This is a genomic window from Rhodococcus sp. FW305-130, from assembly GCF_058788335.1.
On record NZ_JBYTAP010000007.1, the window covers coordinates 186990 to 205838 of the forward strand.

16 protein-coding genes are annotated in these 18849 nt (G+C 62.8%); 9 read left to right on the plus strand and 7 right to left on the minus strand.

Translation table 11 applies throughout. The annotated features are described in order from the left end of the window. The first annotated feature begins 248 nt into the window (after nucleotides 1-248). From AC3WQS_RS22240 to AC3WQS_RS22260, 5 genes are all read left to right on the plus strand, one after another. A complete protein-coding gene (locus AC3WQS_RS22240; protein WP_182261584.1) occupies nucleotides 249-1391 on the plus strand; it encodes an Ig-like domain-containing protein in 1143 nt (380 codons plus the stop codon). Between the two features lie 29 nt (nucleotides 1392-1420). Next, nucleotides 1421-3166, plus strand: a complete 1746-nt coding sequence (locus AC3WQS_RS22245) for an Ig-like domain-containing protein (RefSeq protein WP_153212914.1) — start codon at nucleotides 1421-1423, stop codon at nucleotides 3164-3166. Nucleotides 3167-3270: 104 nt separating this feature from the next. After that, on the plus strand, nucleotides 3271-5394 hold the full coding sequence (locus AC3WQS_RS22250; protein ID WP_492711826.1) for a phosphocholine-specific phospholipase C: 2124 nt from the start codon (nucleotides 3271-3273) through the stop codon (nucleotides 5392-5394). Nucleotides 5395-5474: 80 nt separating this feature from the next. Then, a complete protein-coding gene (locus AC3WQS_RS22255) occupies nucleotides 5475-6944 on the plus strand; it encodes a cellulase family glycosylhydrolase (RefSeq protein ID WP_172933167.1) in 1470 nt (489 codons plus the stop codon). An 83-nt stretch (nucleotides 6945-7027) separates the two neighbouring features. Further along, nucleotides 7028-8089: an alpha/beta hydrolase gene (locus AC3WQS_RS22260; RefSeq protein WP_492711829.1), complete on the plus strand. Its 1062-nt coding sequence runs from the start codon at nucleotides 7028-7030 to the stop codon at nucleotides 8087-8089. A gap of 7 nt (nucleotides 8090-8096) precedes the next feature. On the opposite strand, the gene AC3WQS_RS22265 is transcribed toward AC3WQS_RS22260, so the two are convergent. Next, nucleotides 8097-8423, minus strand: a complete 327-nt coding sequence (locus AC3WQS_RS22265) for a winged helix-turn-helix transcriptional regulator (RefSeq protein ID WP_019745900.1) — start codon at nucleotides 8421-8423, stop codon at nucleotides 8097-8099. A 56-nt stretch (nucleotides 8424-8479) separates the two neighbouring features. On the opposite strand from AC3WQS_RS22265, the gene AC3WQS_RS22270 reads away from it, so the two are divergent. Further along, on the plus strand, nucleotides 8480-9364 hold the full coding sequence (locus AC3WQS_RS22270; protein WP_492711831.1) for an SDR family oxidoreductase: 885 nt from the start codon (nucleotides 8480-8482) through the stop codon (nucleotides 9362-9364). Nucleotides 9365-9424: 60 nt separating this feature from the next. Here AC3WQS_RS22270 and AC3WQS_RS22275 read toward each other — a convergent pair whose 3' ends face one another. Both AC3WQS_RS22275 and AC3WQS_RS22280 read right to left on the minus strand, forming a co-directional pair. Then, entirely contained in the window at nucleotides 9425-9553 is a 129-nt protein-coding gene (locus AC3WQS_RS22275; protein ID WP_003943237.1) for a hypothetical protein, read from the minus strand. A 179-nt stretch (nucleotides 9554-9732) separates the two neighbouring features. Next, nucleotides 9733-10305, minus strand: coding sequence for a TetR/AcrR family transcriptional regulator (locus tag AC3WQS_RS22280; RefSeq protein ID WP_021333326.1), 573 nt, complete (start codon nucleotides 10303-10305; stop codon nucleotides 9733-9735). Nucleotides 10306-10358: 53 nt separating this feature from the next. On the opposite strand from AC3WQS_RS22280, the gene AC3WQS_RS22285 reads away from it, so the two are divergent. Continuing rightward, nucleotides 10359-10796 (plus strand): DUF2867 domain-containing protein, encoded by a 438-nt coding sequence (locus AC3WQS_RS22285; protein WP_021333325.1) that lies wholly within the window; start codon nucleotides 10359-10361, stop codon nucleotides 10794-10796. Here the strand turns inward: AC3WQS_RS22285 and AC3WQS_RS22290 are convergent, their stop codons facing one another. The 3 genes from AC3WQS_RS22290 to AC3WQS_RS22300 are packed head-to-tail and all read right to left on the minus strand — an operon-like array spanning nucleotide 10797 to nucleotide 14696. Further along, nucleotides 10797-12425, minus strand: a complete 1629-nt coding sequence (locus AC3WQS_RS22290) for a cation:proton antiporter (protein ID WP_259118166.1) — start codon at nucleotides 12423-12425, stop codon at nucleotides 10797-10799. A gap of 37 nt (nucleotides 12426-12462) precedes the next feature. Beyond that, complete coding sequence (locus AC3WQS_RS22295; protein WP_019745905.1) at nucleotides 12463-13128, minus strand: YoaK family protein; 666 nt, start codon at nucleotides 13126-13128, stop codon at nucleotides 12463-12465. A 14-nt stretch (nucleotides 13129-13142) separates the two neighbouring features. Continuing rightward, entirely contained in the window at nucleotides 13143-14696 is a 1554-nt protein-coding gene (locus AC3WQS_RS22300; protein WP_021345977.1) for an MBL fold metallo-hydrolase, read from the minus strand. 244 nt (nucleotides 14697-14940) lie between these two features. Between AC3WQS_RS22300 and AC3WQS_RS22305 the strand changes: the two genes are divergently transcribed. Further along, entirely contained in the window at nucleotides 14941-15918 is a 978-nt protein-coding gene (locus AC3WQS_RS22305) for an ABC transporter substrate-binding protein (protein WP_060937769.1), read from the plus strand. A gap of 2 nt (nucleotides 15919-15920) precedes the next feature. On the opposite strand, the gene AC3WQS_RS22310 is transcribed toward AC3WQS_RS22305, so the two are convergent. Beyond that, complete coding sequence (locus AC3WQS_RS22310) at nucleotides 15921-16799, minus strand: alpha/beta fold hydrolase (RefSeq protein ID WP_153212912.1); 879 nt, start codon at nucleotides 16797-16799, stop codon at nucleotides 15921-15923. Between the two features lie 100 nt (nucleotides 16800-16899). Here AC3WQS_RS22310 and AC3WQS_RS22315 point away from each other — a divergent pair, with 100 nt between their 5' ends. Next, entirely contained in the window at nucleotides 16900-18840 is a 1941-nt protein-coding gene (locus AC3WQS_RS22315; RefSeq protein ID WP_153212911.1) for an AfsR/SARP family transcriptional regulator, read from the plus strand. Nucleotides 18841-18849 lie beyond the last annotated feature (9 nt).

Here is an 18849-nt window from a genome sequence, read left to right on the forward strand (position 1 = left end):
GCCACGTCAAAGCAGTGCAGAGCGGTCAGTGAAGTGGAGAAATTTCGCCGGTTGGACGTTTGTCCAACAATTTGTCCGAATCGCATATCTCGCGGCTCGCTCTGTGTTCTACTCCTCTCCAGGGTTTGAGCTGGTGGTGAGCAAACGACGAAGACGTATTCGCTTCTCTGTCAGCTCGAGGCCGGTTCCCGGACCCGGCTTCAAGCCGAGAGCTCGATCGTTTCGAGCGCTACTCAAGGAGAATGTGAATGGTGTCGACGTTGATGCGCCGAGGAGTAGGGGTGGCCGCATCCTTGACCGGATGCGTTGCCCTGGTCGTCGGCGGAGCGGGAGTTTCATCCGCCGCTGATGTGAACCTTCCGTTCACGGCATCGTGTCACGGGTGGCAGTTCCCCGGTCCGATCACACACAACGAGACGCGTGATTCCGGCGTCACGATCAGTGCCCCGACCGTGGTTCCGCCGAACTCGACATTCACCTACCGACTCGCCCCCAAGCCGATGACGGTCCCCAATGACGGCTACGACCTCAGGTCCGTCGTGAACTGGACGCGTCTCAAGTTCGATTTCGACATCCCTGCAGGCACCTCCTACGTGGGGGCGCAGATCGTGGCCGGCACCAGCTCGAATCTGGGTGGGGTCGCCCCGACGATCACGCGGGTGAACGATGCCGGTTCACCCGATCCGAATGGGACGCATCTTCGTATCTCCGGCAACAACATCACGGCGGGCAACGGACCCAACACCGACGACAACGGCGGCGGCGGAATCGAGGTCGGTGGAGGAAAGACGTTCCAGCTCCCGGCAGTCGACGTCACCGTCACGTCAGGGGCTGTGGGAACCCAGATCAAGCCCATGCTCCGCGTTTCCGACACCAACTCCGGTTCCTACGACAGTGCCGCCAACTACCTGACCTTCCTGCAACAGGAGACACTGCTCGGTGGCGTCAAATACTGGCTGACCACCAATTGCTCACCACGCGACAATCGTTCGGCCGGATTGAACGCAGGCGGCCAGCCGCTCGCCGTGATCAATGTCGACTCCAGCCTCGCTCAGACACAGACGCGAATCGACGCACCCGGTAAAGCTGTCGTCGGTGACTCCGTGGAACTGACGGCAACGGTCACTCCTTGGCCGTCGGGAGGAACAGTGCAGTTCCGTGACGGAGGGGTAGACCTCGGCGCTCCGGTGGCCGTCGTCAACGGCGTCGCGAAGGCCAACCGCACGATGACAACAGCGGGCGACCACAACATCACGGCGTACTACACGGGATCTGCCGGCTTCATGGAGTCGATATCGGGCGCCGTGACGATCAACGTGGTCGAACCGTCCGAGCCCGAGCCTGGCACCGGTAGCCTCGGCAGCCTTGGTACCCCCGGATTCGGGTCGTGAAAACTGTGAGCAGAAACCAGGATTCGTCGATGAACTCGAAACTGTTACGCGGCTCTGCGATTGCAACCGTCTCGGTACTGGCCGGCGGATTGTTCGCGATCGCCGGCGGCGGGACCGCCGCTGCTGCCCCCGAGACCAAGAGCGTGGCATTCACAACTGCATGCCATGTGCGCGAGATGGACGGTGCGGCAAGCCCGATCACGTTCAACGAGACGCTCGGCTCGGGGGTCACCATCACCGCACCGACCACCGCGGCACCAGGTGAGACCGTCACCTACCGCGTGCAGCCGAACGAGATGAAGGCAAACGGCGGCGGCCATGCCAGCCGTGGAGTCGTGCATTGGGCCCGGATCAAGTACGACTTCGACATCCCGTCGGGCGTCGAATTCGTGAGTTCCCAGCTTGTGGCGGACAGTGCGTACGGCCTCGGATCCGACAGTGCCACTCCAACAGTCACACAGATCGACGACGGCGGTAATCCATCGGCATCCGGTACGCACCTGCGCATCTCCGGATCGAATCGGACCATCGGAAACGGTCCGTCCTCCGCGGTTCGATCGAGTGACGGCATCATCGTCGGTGCCAACACCAAGTTCCGACTCCCCGCAGTCGACGTCACAGTCAAAGCCGGTGCGGCTGGTAGCGAGATCAAGCCTTCGCTGCGAGTTTCCGATCCCGGCTCCGCCAACTACGACGACGACCGAAATGCGCTCACATTCGTCCAGCGCGAGAAGGATGTCTTCACAGTCAACTACTGGGAGCGCTACAACTGCTCCCCGCGGGACAACAGGAACTCCGGCCTCAACGCCGGTGGGCAGGCCCTGACCACCATCTACGTCAGCCAACCGACAACCACCACAATCCAGATGCCCGACTCGATCCAAGCCAGCACACCGACAGAGCTTGTCGCAAAGGTGGATCCGGCTCCGGTCAACGGAAACGTGCAGTTCAGGGTGGACGGCGCTGACGTCGGTACACCTGTCACGCCCGGTGCCGACGGCACTGCCCGGCTACCGCATACCTTCTTCACCGCCGGAACCGCGCGGGTCTCCGCAACGTTCCAGGGAGTCAACGGATTCCAGAGTTCCAACTCGACAGAGACGATGGTCACGGTGACTGCCGCACCTGTCGTCAAGCAGACCGACACTGCCGTGAACGTTCCTACCGATGCAAAGACGGGCGTATCGGTGTCGCTGAGGGCGCAGGTCACGCCGACCCCCACTGGTGGCACTCTCCAGTTCAAGGATGGCGCTGCAAATATCGGTGCCCCGATCCCGGTGGGCGCTGACGGAAAAGCCACTCTGGAACACGCATTCACCTCGGCTGGATCTCACGCAGTGTCGGCCTACTACTCCGGCGCAACAGGATTCATGCCGTCGATGGCATCGGCCCAAACGGTCACCGTGTCTGATCCCGCGCCGTCCGATGTCACCACCTCGACCTCACTGGCAGCTCCCGCGACGGCCAAGCAGAATGTCGCGGCAGAACTTTCCGCAACGGTCAGTCCTAATCCGGGCGGGGGTTCGGTTCAGTTCTTCGACGGTGACCAACCCATCGGACAACCCGTTGTCGTCGGAGTCGATGGTGTGGCGCGACTGACGCACACTTTCGCATCGACGGGCGATCATCCGATCAAGGCGGCATACGCCGGGCGAAGCGGATTCACGCAGTCTGCGTCGGACGAATCCGTCGTAAAGGTTTCTGCTGCGCCTGATGATGGCGGAAACGGCGGCTCGGGCAGCCTCGGTTCGCTGGGCGGTCTCTTCGGTTCCTGATCGCATTTCTCTCGACACTGTTGCCGCTGCACCGATTCGGAGCAGCGGCAACAGCATGTCGCGGCCGTAGTCATAGCACTGATTGATTGATCGATGGAGCACAAGTGTCCAGGAATTCCTTTTCTCGACGGTCGTTTCTCGCCGCCGGGGTCGGTGCGACTGCAGTCGCCGCCGCTTCCCTTCTGCCGCCGTCGCTTCAACGTGCACTGGCGACACCCGCAAACTCCGGCGGGCTCGATTCGATCGAGCATGTTGTCCTCGTCATGCAGGAGAACAGATCTTTCGACCACTACTACGGCGCTCTGAGGGGTGTCCGCGGCTTCGGGGATCCGAATGCGTTGCGTCTACGCAGCGGCCAAAGCGTCTTCGAACAACCCGGACCTACCGGTCCTGTGCTCCCCTTCCCCATCCGCGATTCCGCTGCAGCACAACGCATGGACACCCAGAACGTCACCGGGCTGGATCACAGCTGGGCGGGCGGACATGCCGCACTCGCCGACGGCTGGCACGACGGTTGGATTGCGGCAAAAACCGGTACGACGATGGCGTACTACGACCGGCAAGACATTCCCTTTCATTACGAACTGGCGGACTCGTTCACAATCTGCGACGCCTACCACTGCTCCGTTCCGACGTCGACGAGCCCCAACCGGAACTATTGGGTCTCTGGATACACCGGATACGAGCCACTTTCGCCGAATCCGACCGAATCGGTCCTGCCTTCGGATCCGCCCGGCCCCGAGGGAAGAGCTGTAACCAATGCGGCCTACAACCCCTGGCACGCCGGCTACGGATGGACGACGGTTCCCGAGCGGTTGCAGTCCGCCGGCATTTCCTGGAAGACCTACCAAGAGTGGGACAACTTCGGAGACAACAACCTCGAATACTTCACTGCCTTCAAGAAAGTGGCGGCAGGGCTGCTTGGTCGGCCAAGCCTGCTCCCCTACGAACTGCAGACCTTGGCCGGGTTCTATCTCGCCCTGCCGTCGATGCCGGCGCCGGTCCAGGACGCAGCGGTACTGGCCCTCGAGAATGCTGCAGACCAACTGTCGCCTGCCGATCGCCAACTCTACGATCGCGCACTGTACCGATCCCGGCCCGGCACACTGGCCGCCGAGTTCAGGAAGGACGTCGAGTCGGGCCGACTGCCACAAGTCAGTTATCTCGTTCCGTCCGAAATGGATTCGGAGCACCCATCGGGATCGTCACCTGCGGCGAGCGCAACACTGCTATATCAAGTGCTCGACGCCGTCGCCTCCGATCCCGATCTGTGGGCGAAGACGGCCGTGATCGTCAACTTCGACGAGAACGACGGGTACTTCGACCATGTACCGCCACCTCGACCACCGCGCTCGGTCGAAACCGAATGGGTCGGCAATCAGCCGCTCGGCCTCGGCCCGAGGGTGCCGATGACGATCATCTCGCCGTGGACTGTTGGCGGTTTCGTTTGTTCACAAGTGTTCGACCACACGTCCGTCACGCAATTCCTGGAGAAGCGGTTCGGAATCACGCAGCCGGAAATCGACCCGTGGCGACGCACGGTGAGTGGCGACCTGACGTCAGCGTTCGACTTCGTCAACCCGCGTAGCCGACCGACTTTGGCGCGCCCGCAGCCCACTCCGCCTCTGGAACCGCGGTGGACACCGACCCCACCCACCGAACAGAGAATGCCCCTGCAGGAAAGCGGCACTCGACCAGCACGGGCCCTTCCCTATCAGCCCGACGCCTACACGACGGTGAACCCGGAAACCGGCTCGTTGACGGTCCATCTGGTCAATGCCGGTGCCGCATCAACTCACCTGGCCTTGTACCCGTACGCAGGTGAGTTCGACGAGCCACGGCATTACGACCTCCTGGGCGAGGTCGATGACACCGTTGCGCTCAGTGATCGCATCTACAGCCTGACCCTGTTGGGTCCCAATGGTTTCAGGCGCGAGTTCAGTGGAGCTACAGACAGTGCGGCAGCCTCGCTCGACGTCTCGACAACCATCGACGCAGGGTCGTGCGCGCTTGTACTGACCGCGAACAATTCCGGAAGTCGTGCACTCTCCGTCGACGTCGACGGGGACCGACGGAAGCTCGCTGCCGGCGCACGCGGCCGGTGGGCGGTGGCGTCGGCGGACGGCTGGTATCAGGCCACCGTGACGGTCGACGAAGATCCTGAATTCAAGCGCGTGCTCGTCGGACACATCGAAAACGGGCGTACCAGCGTAAGCCAACCGACGTGAATCGACACCGAGTGATCAAGACCAGATCTGAATCCTCAGTCGGACAAGTCAATCCATCCACACATCCAGGAGGAGTTTCCGTGCGCCGTATCCCACTCTCAGCATTGATAGTCGCGGGCTCACTGATACTGGGCGGCGGAATCGCCGCTGCCGAAGGTAGCCTGCCCACGTCGGGGAGCGCCGGTGGCACTTCGATGTCGCCGTCGTACCTGACCGACGACGCCGGCCGCTCCTTGATCCTGCGAGGGTTCAACACGGCGTCGAGCGCAAAAAGCGCACCCGACGGCATGCCGAAGTTCACCGAAGCCGACCTCGAACGCGAACATGCAGACATGGGAACAAATTTCGTGCGGTTCCTGATCTCCTGGCGTTCGGTCGAACCGGAACCAGGACAGTACGACCAGGAGTATCTCGACCGCGTCGAGGACCGGGTCAGCTGGTATGCCGAGCGCGGCTACAAGGTCATGCTCGACATGCATCAAGACGTCTATTCCGGCGCGATCACACCAGAGGGCAACAGCGGCAACGGCGCAGGCAACATCGGCAACGGCGCACCGGCCTGGGCGACATACATGGACGGCCTTCCGGTCAGCCCTCAAGACCGCTGGGAGCTGTACTACATCCAACCCGGCGTGATGCGCGCATTCGACAACTTCTGGAACACCACCGGCCAACACCCCGAACTGGTCGAGCACTACGCGAACGCATGGCAGGCGGTGGCCGAACGTTTTGCAGGCAATGACACCGTCGTGGCCTACGACCTGATGAACGAGCCGTGGGGCGGTTCCCTCCAAGGCCCCGCATTCGAAGGTGGGCCCCTCGCTGCCCTGTATCAGCGAACCACCAACGCCATCAGGGAAGTCGATCAGGACAGCTGGGTGTGCGTGGCCCCGCAGGCCGTCGGCGTCAACCAAGGTGTCCCCAGCGGACTGACGAAGATCAACGACCCACGAGCCGGCGAACAGCGAATCGCCTACTGCCCACACCTGTACCCACTGCCCCTCGACCTCGGTGACGGATACTCCGGCCTCTCACGCACACTCACCGACGCGACCATCGACACCTGGCGCGACAGCGTCGAACACATAGCCGGAAACGTACTCGGCGGCGTCCCGGTCATTCTCGGCGAATTCGGGCTCGACACAACACTGCCCGGCGCAACCGACTACATCGACCGCGTCTACACGACCGCCCGAGAACTCGGCGCGGGCGTCTCCTACTGGTCCAGTGATCCCGGGCCTTGGGGCCCGTACCTGCCGGACGGAACACAGACACTCCTCGTCGACACCCTGAACAAGCCGTATCCGCGCGCCGTCGCTGGCACACCCACCGAATGGTCCTCGACCGTCGACCGCCTTCAGCTGACGTTCACCCCGAACCCCGCGGTGACGGCACCGACCGAGATCTACTTACCCGAGAGCGGCTTTCCCGGCGGCGTCGACGTCGCAGGCGCCGACATCGTGAACTGGAACCCCCAAAGCCGTCTTCTCACAGTGGAAACCGCGGACGACGCGGGCCCCGTCACAGTCACGGTGACGCCGGCAAGCTGATCGCGAGCGTCGAAGTTCCTGGATATTTGTCCAGTTCTTTCGTAACGTACAAGCGACGGGTGATCAGCCGACGGAAGGCGAGTATGTCCACGGAGAAGATGTCTGTCCAAGATCGTGTTGCGCGGGTGGTGCTCGATGTCGTTGGCGCCTTACCGACCGGCGCGCAGCGCATTCTCGGTGGCAAGCCGAAGGAGATCGACGGACAGACTCTGCACCCCGAGATCCAGCTTGCACTGCGATTGCTCTCGGCAGTGGAAGGTACGAGCTTCGAGCATCTTCCGGTCGAAGAGGGACGAGCTCAGATCGACGCCGAATCGCGACTGTTCGGCGGTACGCCCATCGACATCGAAACGGTTCGCGACCTCGAGATCCCGGCCGGAGACCACGCGATTTCCGCTCGGCTGTATCGCCCGGCCGGGGTCTTTACGCCCGCTCCACTTTTGGTGTACTTCCACGGCGGCGGGTTCGTCCTCGGCAGCCTCGAGAGCGGCGACAGTGTGTGCCGCTTCCTGGCCCGCCACGGCGAAGTCAGTGTGCTGTCGGTGGACTACCGGCTGGCACCGGAGTTCCCCTTTCCCGCCGGGATCGACGACGCCGTCGCCGCATTCCGGTACTGCGTCGAACATGCCGCGGAACTGGGCGCCGATCCGAAATCCATTGCAGTGGGCGGAGACAGCGCCGGCGGGAACCTGGCTGCCGTCGTCGCGCAGTCCACGACCGAAGACGACGTCAAACCCGCATTTCAACTGCTCTTCTTTCCCTGGGTGGACCTTTCGTCGAAGCGCCCGTCGCACAAGATGTTCGGCACCGACTTCTTTCTCACCGACGCCCAACTCGACTGGTATGCAGCCCATTACCTGTCGGGCGGCACTTCGGCTCTCGACCCGCGAGTCTCACCGCTGCTCACTCCGGACCTGGCCGGCCTACCGCCCGCGTACGTTGCGGTCGCCGGTTTCGACCCACTACGCGACGAGGGCGAAGCGTATGCGAACCGGCTGCGAGAGGCCGGAGTCCCGGTCGCACTGAGGCGCCACAGCGGTTTGATCCATGCCTTCGTCAACACCACCGGCGTCGGCCACACCGGACAAGACGCGATGTTCGAGGCCTGTGGCGCTCTGCGAGTTGGACTTTCGGACCCGCACTGAGGGCACGTCAGGAAACGGGGAGTGCCAGATCCGCCCACTCGACCATCGCTTCGAGCACGGAGCGCAGTTCCATCCCCGTCGCGGTGAGTTCGTACTCCACTCGCGGCGGCACCTCGGCGTAGGCAGTCCGGGTCACCAGGTCGAACTCCTCGAAACGTTTGAGCCTGGCCGACAGTGTCCTTGGACTGATGCCGGGCAAAGCGCGTCGTAGTTCCGTGAAGCGCATGGGGCCGTGCGTGAGCTCACGAACGATCAGCGTTGCCCACGGCCCGTCCAGGACCAGCAGGAAGCGCGCGACGCCGCACTCCGGAAGCACGTGACCTGATTCACTCATCGATTCCCCATTAGTTCACTTGCAGTAACTGGTTCCCGATGTGAACTATAGGCGTCATGACTTACACAGTGCATGGCGCCACCGGCGCACAGGGCTCTCCCGTTCTCGCAGGATTGGTCGCGGCTCTCGCCGGATCGGCAGGGGCCGAAGTCCGAGCAATTACCCGTAACCCTGACCAGACGTTCGAGGGTGCGAACACCGTCGTCGCGGACAATGCGTCAGTCGACTCTCTCGCCGACGCTTATCGCGGGGCGGACGGGGTGTTCTTTCACCTGCCACTCGCCGGCGACACCGAGACGCTAGCTGGTTATGCCCACAACGTTCTGGCAGCAGCGAGAGCGGCACGCCCTTCGCGGTTCGTGATCTCTACCAGCGGCACGGTGATCGGCGACGCTACTTCGCCGCTTGCCGGTCCCAACACACCCGTTCTCTCCGAGCTCGTCGACGGACTTCGCGCCGAAGGCATCGCGGTGACCGTTCTGACCCCACGTTTGTTCCTCGAGAATCTTCTTCTGCCCACTGTGCTGTCGGGAGTGAAAGACGAAGGCGTCCTGCGTTACCCACTGCGTGCCGATCTCGCGGTCGCATGGAGTTCACATCTCGACGTCGCTGATGCAGCCGTCGCGGCCCTGACTCTCGACATAGCACCGGACGCGGTCGACATCGGACAGATTCCGGCGATCACCGGTATCGAATTGGCCGAGGCATTCGCCGAACACTTCTCGCGCGCGGTAACTTTCGAAGCCGTGACACCCGATGCCTTCGGTGCATCGATTGCGCCGATCATCGGAGCGGGTGCAGCAGCCGGGGTTTCCCAGCTCTACACGGGACTCGAATCTGCCGACAGCGTCGCGTTCAACTCCGCGACGGGTTCTACTGCTGCCTTGGGTATCACTGCCCGCAGCACGCTGGCCTGGCTGACAGATCTCGGGGTGAACTGACCGGACAACGCAAAAGGCCGGCTCCGCGAAGTGTCGCGTGGAGCCGGCCGATTTCCGGGGTTACCGGTGCGTGCGGGTCTTCAACTGGCGGTTCAGCTGCCGACTCCCGAAGTCCAGACCGGCACCGTCACTGGTGGCCAGCACGGTGAGTCCAGCGGCGACCAGCAACGAAATAAGCACAACGCTCATGGTGAGTCACCTTTCTTCCTGTCGTGAAACGGTTTTGCGCCTCCGGGAAATGCCGACATATCCGGCACCCCACTTCAGCTGACCTCAAAGTATCTGTAACTATGGGTTACGCGCAATGTGTGGTCCCTCACCTGAAAGCGCAGGGTGATGCGCAGATCACGCTGCATTCGATGGCGGACTTACCCGGCCAGAACCATGCTCACGAACTCGTCGGCGAGCGCGTGAGCGTCCGCACCGCTGCCAGGAACCACATCTGGCGCACTGTGCACCAATTGCATCTGCCCCAGGTACATCGAATAGGCAAGTACGCCACGATGTTCCGCTTTCTGCCTGTCCATCCCCAGATCGACCAACAACGTCACGATGTAGGCGACTCGACGCTCGGTGACACGTCGAACCGCCGCCGAAACCACAGGATGGTCGATCCCGGCAAGCAGTTCCAACTCCGCACGGCGACCGGCCAGTCCGGTTGTGACCGCGTCGACCAGGCGACGCAACCTCACCTCTGCCGGTTCGCCGGAGGCCTCGACGGAAGAGATCAGTCGCTCGGTTGCCAGAACTTCCCATCGATCGAGCGCAGCCTGCAGCAATTCGTCACGGTTCGCAAAGTGCCAATAGAATGAACCCTTGGTCGATCCCAGCGTGCGTGCCACCTTCTCCACAGCGACGGCACCTGGCCCGTGGCTGGTCAGAGCCTCGAAAGCAGCATCGATCCATTGATCGCGGGAGAGTCGGGCGCGGGCATTCGTCACCTCCGTACGGTACCGTATGGGTAAGTTCCATACGGCACCGTACGGAGGATGAAATGACACTCGCATTCAAGGCAATGCCTGCACCGGACTGGGCTGAAGCCACCACGATCACCATCCCGTCTGTTCCGACCCATACATCCGAGGAGTGGGCGCAGGCAGTCTTCGACGTCAGGAATGTCCCCGCACCAGTCCTCGCGATGTTCTGGCTCAGGGAGCGGGTAGTCGGACTGCTCGGCATCGCCAAGGGACGCCCGGACACCTTTGCCGTCGACAAGATCGCCGACGGCGAAGCCCTCATCGAAGCGGACGAGAAACACCTACGATTCGTCGCCTCGGTTCAGGCCGACAACGACGCCGGTCTCCTGCACGTCGTCACTGCCGTGGAGCTGAAGAACCGCGCGGGCCGAATCTACTTCGCACCAGTTCAGGTACTGCACGGCGTGATCACGCGGGCGATGATGACGTCTGCTCGAAAGAGACTGTGCACGTGATCAACCGTCCGGACCGCCCTTGAGTTCGAGGCTGATCTGATCGGCATCCAGCGCGGCCAGTGCCGATCCGAGCATCCGTGCGTCGAACAGGCCGTCGTCCCGCGCGTCGAGTAGCGCTTGACGCTGCGCGTCGATCACGTCGAGCCGAGTCTTCTTCTTCGACTGCCCCTCGGGTGGAACGAAACTCGCGGAAGCATCCTCGAGTAGAGCGAGCAAACGTCGATGTTCGTCGAGTTCGGAATCAGTGAGGTCCTGCGCTGCCGGACCGACCGCCACTACGACGCGCTTCAACGTCCCACCCTGAAGGATCAACGAGCCGGCTGCGACCAGGAACGCCACCAAGATCAGAAGCGATCGACTCGGAGTGTCTTCCGGAAGAGTCTGCGCGGCAGCCAGAGTGACCGCTCCGCGCATACCGGCCCAGATGACGATCGTCCCTTCACGCCATCCCAACGGTGCGGCTAGGTAGTAGTCGATATCGGCAACCGTCCGACGCACCCGAATCTTGAACCGTTCCATCTGATTCGCCGAAGGCGCCCGGCGCCTACTACGCCGCCCTTCGTCCGGTGGGTAATCCTCTGGGTTGTCGAGACGATTCGCGATGTCGGAGAGTCTGGGTTTCATGCGTTCGCGAAAGTTTGCCCTCGCCTGGAGTGCTCGCAGTAGGGGCGCGACGTACAGAGCCCGAACCAAGATCGTGAGGAACAGCGCACCCGCAGCGACGAAGACTGCGGTGGGTATTCCCTCGTGGTCGACCCGGACATCGTCGACTATCGACGAGAGTTCGAGGCCCATCACCAGGAAGATCGCACCTTCGAGGACCAGTTCGACTGTGCGCCAGTTCTGGGAGTCCGACAACCGATGACGCGGCGAGAGCTTCCGAGGAGCGTCGTAGCCGGTGACGAGCCCGGCCACGACGGCAGCAACCAACCCCGATGCACCCAACTCTTCGGCGGGGATCGCGGCCAGAAACGGCACCGTGAACGAGATGACCGTGTTGACCGTCGAGTCGGTGACACGGGCACGAACCATCAGGTTGACCTTGCCGACGACAACACCGATGACCGCGGCCACGACGACGGCAAAAGCGAACTTGCCCAACACACTCCACAGCGATACCGACGCGGCCGCTCCGGCGATGGCAGTACGCAACAGGACCAGAGCGGTGGCGTCGTTGAGCAGGCTTTCACCTTCGAGGATCGACACCACCCGCGGCGAGACCGGGAGTTTCTTGACGATGGACGTCGCGACGGCATCCGTCGGGCTCACGATCGCGCCGAGTGCAATGCCCCACCAGATGCCGAGCCCTGGTATCACCCAGGAGAAGAACACACCGAGAACAAGCGCACTCACCACCACGAGGAGAACTGAGAGCCCACCGATAGCACCGAATTCACGCCGAAACTCCATCGACGGCATCGAGACCGAAGCTGAGTACAGCAGCGGCGGAAGCACACCCGCGAGAATCCATTCCGGATCGATGTCCACTGCTGGGACAAAGGGGAGGAGGCTGACAACGATCCCGGCCATCACCAGAATCAGCGGCGCCGCGACTCCGATCCGCGCCCCCAGCGTCGAGGCGGCGACGATTCCGAGTAGTCCCAGCACAACGATGATCAGAGCATCCACAGTTCCCCCGCACTCCGGCTTGTGTACCCCGCTCTTTTTACACCTGTGCCGGCGCCGGGGGCGAGACCCGCCACGCGACGGCGATCAGAAGAACCGTGAATGCCGAAGCAGGCCACAGAGCGTGAAGGCCGATCCACCGATGAACGAGCGCACCGACTACCGCGCCCGCGATCAACCCCGCGCACATCCCGAAGTGCTGCAGCCACGCCCACTTCGGGCCGCCCAGAAAGGCTCCGGTGAGACGCTGGCCCATCTTGACCAGCGCACCGGTCATGTACGTGACACCGATCGTCACCTCACCGTCGCGCTGGAACACCGAGTTGACGGCTCCCATCGCCAGGGCCATCGCCGAGATCGCGCCTGGGGTGACGTCGAGGCTGCTCATCACCGAACCGATGGCCAGCAGTCCAGCCACAACCGCAAGCACTGTGACCTTGCGCGTCCGGACGGAGTACCGCTCCGTGAAGTGGGTGACGACGGTTCCCAGCGCGATTCCCAGGAGGAAGAGCACGATGATGCCGCCTGCCACCCGCGCGGTCGACCACACCCCGTCGGCAAATGCGACGCTCGCCTGCGTCATGTTGCCGCTCATGAACGAAACGAAAGGCCCACCGAGCGTGATGAATCCGAGCGCGTCGACGTAACCGGCCAACCCGGCGAGCGCTGTCGCCAGGCCGATCAGCGACCTGCTGTATCCCGTCACCCGACGAGCTCGGTTCAGCTCAGCTTGCTGGTGCGCAGCTCGTGGCCCTTGGACGTCTTGCAGCGGCCGGTCTCGAGATCCCACTGCCAGCCGTGCAGATCGCAGGTGAGGTTGGTGCCGTCGACGACACCGAACTTCGACAGGTCAGCCTTGAGGTGGGGGCAACGACGCTGAATCTCGTAGCCACCCAACTCGATAGACGCGCTGTCGTCGTGCGCCTCGGCGAACCAGCCGTCGGCGTATGCGATGCGTTCGTCGGTGAGGCACTTGAAAAACGTGTAGAGGAACTCGTTGTACCCACCGATGCGCCACGCCGTGAAGCGTGTCGACAGGAAAATGGTGTTGACCCAGTCTGGCTCGTCGTCACGCAGAACGGTGCGAACCAGTTCGGGAGCAATGCGGAAGCCGTAGCGGTACTTACCTTCTCCGTCGATGGGCTCGCGAACGATCCGCTTCGGGAAGTCGAGGACGACCGTCTCCTCTCCCATCACGAGTCCGACGGGGTAGCCGATACCGTCGCAGATCAGATCGGACTGCGCCATGATCGGCTCGAACTTGGCCTTCAGACCGTCGAGCAGCGGCTCGCCTTCGGCCGGAGCCCACGTAGCCTTCTGCGCGGCGATGACCGGTGCCATCTTCTGCGCCATCTTCTCGATGTACTCGGCCTTGTTCGAGAAGATCTTGTCGACGTCCGCGTCCGGGATGGGATGCGTCAGGGCAACCTTCTCGCTTCCCCGAAGTTCGACGGTCGAGCCGGGAATCATCAGCAGACCACGATCGTTGCCGTTGATGCGCATCTGCTCGAGGAACGTGATCTGGTCGGGGAAGATGTTTCCCTCGTCGCCGTGATCGTCGTTGAGGTAACGCAGGTCGTCGTCGAGGAAGACCGGCGGGCCGGCCGACGGGACAACCCAGGCAGCGTCGACCTGCGAGATGTAGTTGCGGCAGCGGTCCATGCCGCGCTGACGCTTCTGCTTGCCGAAGTTGCGCTTGGTGCCCTTCGGGATGTCGTAGACCATCGGGTACCAGATCGCGCCCGAGTACTGCAGCAGATGGATGTCGACCTTCCCGAAGGCGTCGGTCAGCGGGTCGAGGTCGACGGGCCTGGCGTCGTTCATGTTGAAACAGGTGGTCTCCCCGTCCGAGACGACCAGGCCTGAGTCACCGATCGGACCGTCCGCGGGAGCGCGCAAAGCGATGATCATGATGTCGAGATCGCCCTTGGGACCGCTGACTGTGTGCTTGACGGAGTCTTCCGTCTCGAAGAACTTGTGGAAGCCGAGCTTCTCGAGCTCACGCTTGAGGTCCGGCACCGGGTAATCGGGGAGCAGGACGGTGGCGTCCTTGTTGACGTGCGCGATCAGGTTCTTCGGATCGAAGTGGTCCTTGTGCAGGTGCGAGACGTAGAGGTAGTCGCAATTGCCCAGCGCGTCCCAGTCCAACTCGGTGTTGTCGGGGAACGGCACCCAAGACGCGAAATACGTCGGGGTCACCCATGGATCACACAGGATGGATCCGGCCTCGGTCTGGATGTGAAATCCTGCGTGGCCGACGCTGGTGATCTGCATTGCAACCTCCGAAATCGTACTGCTGGTGCACCCAGCATAGTCGGCGCCATCAGGGCCAAATCGCGATCGAGGAGGCGGCCGGTTGTGACGTCATGCACGTCAAAGGTCGAAAGTGGGTTGTGATTCAGGCGGGCCGGTGACGCCGACAACACTCTGCGCGCTGGCGTGTTCGCCGTATTTCTTGGCGCTCATGGGAGCTGTTTCGCCATTCCCGAAGGCAGCCCCTAAGGCTAACCTAACAAACATGACTCGACTTCTTTCTCCCTCCACGACCGATCGCGACTACTGGGCGATCGTGGACAACCTGACGCGGCGCGGTTTCTTCGGCGTCGGCGCGGGCGTCGCTGCGGCCGCGTTTCTCGCCGCCTGCAGCAGCACGGAGAGTTCGACGCCCGATAACGCGGAGACCTTCGAGTTCACACGCGGCGACGAGAAGCTGATCATTCCGACGGACCCCCAGAACGTCGTTGCCCTCGATCCACGCGACGGCCTCGAATTGTCGATCCTCGCCGGATACCCGGTGACCGCCTACCCGACCGGCGCCGCCGAACACCTGCGCCGCGAGGTCCCGGATGCCACCGGTGTCGAGATTTTCGCCGAAGGTGCTTCGGATCCCAACTTCGAATACATCTCGACCCTCGGCGCAGACCTTCTCGTCCTCAGCGCCGGCTGGTGGGACACCGGGTCGTACGGCAACGACCGGATGCAGCAGATTGCACCGGTCCTGCCCGTCGGCAAGGACTTCACCCCGGAGTGGCGCAAAGTCATGTCGGACTTCCTCACCGGCATCGGGCGCAGCGATCGCGCCGAAGAAGTACTCGCCGAGTACGACGCCCATGTAGCTCAGGTCCGCCCGACCGTCGAACCGCTGATGGCCGGCAAGAAGGTTGCCTTCGTCGCCGCCGCCGAGGATCAGATCGCGTGGTTCCAGAACGATTTCCGCACCGCCGTCGCCGAGGACCTCGGGTTCGAGGTGCTCCGTGAAGGCCCCGACCTTCGCGTGATGCTCGGGTCGGAGCAGTTCAACCGTCTCGAAGAAGCTGACGTCATCTTCGCCTTGGATCGCAGCGCCTCCGGCAGCGTGTACACCTCGCCGACGTGGCAGCGCCTGCCCGCCGCACAGGCCGGTCGCGTGATTCCGTTCGACTACTACAAGGCCGCGGGATACGCCTTGACCGCCAAGGTCCTGGTCGACGACTTGGCGGCCGGGGTCAAGCGCTAGAACTACCTTTTCAGCAGAGTGCGGATCGCCTCGACCACTTCGGCAGGCGCCTCTTCTGCCATGAAGTGACCTGCGGACAGCGTGCGGTGCTCGAGATCTGGCGCCCACGCTTTCCACAGGGCCTCGGCGTCGTAACCGAGCATCGAACCCCAGTCCTGCTGAATGACCGTGACCGGCATGTGCAGTTGGTTGCCCGCCTCCCGATCGACCCGATCGTGTTCGATGTCGATGCCTGCCGACGCCCGGTAATCGGCAACGATCGACGGCACCGCCTCCCGTGAGGCGCGCAGGTATTCCGCCCGCACGTCTACCGGAATCGCTTCGCGGTTCTGCGTCCACACGTCGAGAAAGTACTCGAAGAACGCGTCGGCGCTGGCGCTGATCATCTGCTCGGGAAGACCAGGTGGCTGAGCCATGAGATAGAGATGGAACGCCACAGCAGCATTCGATCCATGCAGGATGTCCCACATATCCAGGGTGGGGAGCACGTCCAGCGAGCCGAGTTGCGTGATCACATTCGGATGATCCAGCCCCGCTCTGACGGCAACCAGTGCGCCACGATCGTGGCCGACGAGGGCAAACTTCTCGTGTCCCAATTTCCTGGCCACCTCGACGATGTCGGCAGCCATTGTTCGTTTGGAGTAGGTGTCCGGGTTTTCCTCGACCGGTTTGTCGCTGGCTCCGTATCCGCGGAGATCCGGGCAGATGACGGTGTGATCCGACGCCAACGCAGTGGCGACGTGACGCCACATGAGGTGCGTCTGGGGGAAACCGTGAAGAAGGACGAGTGGTGTTCCGCTTCCGCCGACCGCGACGTTGAGCCGCACCCCGTCTGTTGTGGAAATCTGCTGATAGTCGAAGCCTGGAATGGTGATCGTCATCGGTCGCTCTCGTTCGTCGGGGTGATGGCAATAGTTGGGGTGATGCCAATCAGCCTCGCCGTGGTCGATGAGCATTCGATGAGCGCGATAACGTGGGGAAATGCGAGACCACACATTTTTCGGAGTTCTCGGACCCGTGGTCGCGTGGAACGATTCGTCAGGGTTGATCGATCTGAAGGGCCCGCGACACCGAGCGGTTCTCGCTCGTCTGCTCATTGCCCGAGGACGTGTTGTTCCGGTGGACGTGATTGTCGACGACTTCTGGGTCGATCCTCCGGCCGGGGCGACCAGTGCAATACGTACGTTCGTTTCCGCACTGAGGCGCGCACTCGAACCGGATCGTGCCCCGCGAACGAAGCCGAAAGTCATTGTCACCGAAGGGCCTGGCTACGCCTTTCGCGCTGCACCCGACGCGGTCGACGCTTGGGAATTCGAAAGACTGGTACGTGAAGCCGCCGATTCGACGCCGGCGCAATCACTCGAACTGCTCCGAACCGCGCTCCAACTGTGGAGAGGGCCGGCCTACGCGGAGTTCGCCGAAGAACCGTGGGCTCGATCGGAGCGGTCACGCCTCGAGGAACTGCGTCTGACTGCCGTCGAGCGCTTCGCATCCGCGCAACTCGATCTCGGGCGAACTGCCGAAGCGATTCCCGATCTGGACGCCCACGTCACGGAACACCCTTGGCGCGAAGATGGTTGGCGACTACTCGCTCTCGCGCTGTACCGGTCCAACCGTCAAGGCGATGCTCTGGCAGTCCTACGTCGCGCACGCGAGCTACTCGCCGAAGAGTTGGGCATCGACCCCGGGCCACGACTGACCGACCTCGAGTCCGACATTCTCCGCCGCGAAAACCACCTGGATCCTGTAGCGGCAGAACAGATCTTCACTCAGGTTTCGGCAGCGTACGACCGGACCGTAGCGGCAGGATCGAAATCGAGATTGGAGTCAACCGTCGGCCTCCTCCGAAGTTTGGCAGTTACGGGCGGAAGCGGACTCGAGACTGCCCGAAACCAACGACTGACAATCATCGGTGCCGCTGAACAATTGGACGATGTCGAACTCACCGCACGGATCATCGGCAACTACGACGTGCCCGGAATCTGGACACGATCCGACGACCCTCGGCAGGCTGCACAGATCGTCGCGGCCGCTCAGCGCACCCTCGATCGACTTCCGGTCGGCAACGAACCCGCTCGGGCCAGACTGTTGGCGACAATTGCACTCGAATCGCGCGGACTGTCCGGTCATCGTGGGCTCGAATGTGCCCGCGCTGCAGTGCAGATCAGTCGTTCTCTCGACGATCCAGGTCTCCTGGCTTTCGCTCTGAACGGATTGTTCATGCAGACGTTCTGGACTACCGGTCTGGCCTCCGAGCGCGACGGCATCGGCCGTGAACTGGTCGACCTCTCCGCTCGACACGGACTGTCCACCTTCGAGATTCTCGGACATCTCATCCGTATGCAAGCCCTCAGCGCACTGGGGCAATTCGACGCAGCCGAGCTACACGCCGAGACAGTTGATCGATTGGCCGGACGTCACGAACGGCCGTTGGCAGCGGTGTTCACCACCTGGTTTCGCGCTATGCGAACGGCCACTACCGGCGCAGAAGCGGCGCACTGCGAGAAGCTGTACGAAGCTGCGGCGGTGAACCTTTCCGGTTCCGGCATGCCGGGTCTCGAGGACGGCATACTCCCTCTCGCAATTCTCGCCCTCCGTGTGTGGCGGGGACTGCCGGCAATTTTCGACCCGGCTACGCAGTGGGGCCCGTACGAACCCTGGGCCCGACCACACCTGCTCATCGCACAGGGGCAGGCGAACGAAGCTGCGAAGGCCGTCGAGGCATTGCCGGACCCGCCCAAAGACCTACTCTCCGAGGCACTGTGGTGCTTGACTGCCGCGGCGGCCACTGCAGTCGGCGACAGTCGAGTCAAGGAGCGTGCTCGAGCGGCGCTCTTACCTGCCGCCGCCGAAATTGCCGGCGCCGGAAGCGGAATGCTCACAGCGGGACCCGTCTCGCACTATCTCGCCACACTGCAGTAGACCGGAACC

What these genes read in the sequence shown, in the direction of transcription:
- AC3WQS_RS22240 (WP_182261584.1), top strand. Translation starts at nt 249, where the DNA reads ATGGTGTCGACGTTGATGCGCCGAGGAGTAGGGGTGGCCGCATCCTTG.
- AC3WQS_RS22245 (WP_153212914.1), top strand. Translation starts at nt 1,421, where the DNA reads ATGAACTCGAAACTGTTACGCGGCTCTGCGATTGCAACCGTCTCGGTA.
- AC3WQS_RS22260 (WP_492711829.1), top strand. Translation starts at nt 7,028, where the DNA reads ATGTCCACGGAGAAGATGTCTGTCCAAGATCGTGTTGCGCGGGTGGTG.
- AC3WQS_RS22265 (WP_019745900.1), bottom strand. Translation starts at nt 8,423, where the DNA reads ATGAGTGAATCAGGTCACGTGCTTCCGGAGTGCGGCGTCGCGCGCTTC.
- AC3WQS_RS22270 (WP_492711831.1), top strand. Translation starts at nt 8,480, where the DNA reads ATGACTTACACAGTGCATGGCGCCACCGGCGCACAGGGCTCTCCCGTT.
- AC3WQS_RS22275 (WP_003943237.1), bottom strand. Translation starts at nt 9,553, where the DNA reads ATGAGCGTTGTGCTTATTTCGTTGCTGGTCGCCGCTGGACTCACCGTG.
- AC3WQS_RS22285 (WP_021333325.1), top strand. Translation starts at nt 10,359, where the DNA reads ATGACACTCGCATTCAAGGCAATGCCTGCACCGGACTGGGCTGAAGCC.
- AC3WQS_RS22300 (WP_021345977.1), bottom strand. Translation starts at nt 14,696, where the DNA reads ATGCAGATCACCAGCGTCGGCCACGCAGGATTTCACATCCAGACCGAG.
- AC3WQS_RS22305 (WP_060937769.1), top strand. Translation starts at nt 14,941, where the DNA reads ATGACTCGACTTCTTTCTCCCTCCACGACCGATCGCGACTACTGGGCG.
- AC3WQS_RS22310 (WP_153212912.1), bottom strand. Translation starts at nt 16,799, where the DNA reads ATGACGATCACCATTCCAGGCTTCGACTATCAGCAGATTTCCACAACA.
- AC3WQS_RS22315 (WP_153212911.1), top strand. Translation starts at nt 16,900, where the DNA reads ATGCGAGACCACACATTTTTCGGAGTTCTCGGACCCGTGGTCGCGTGG.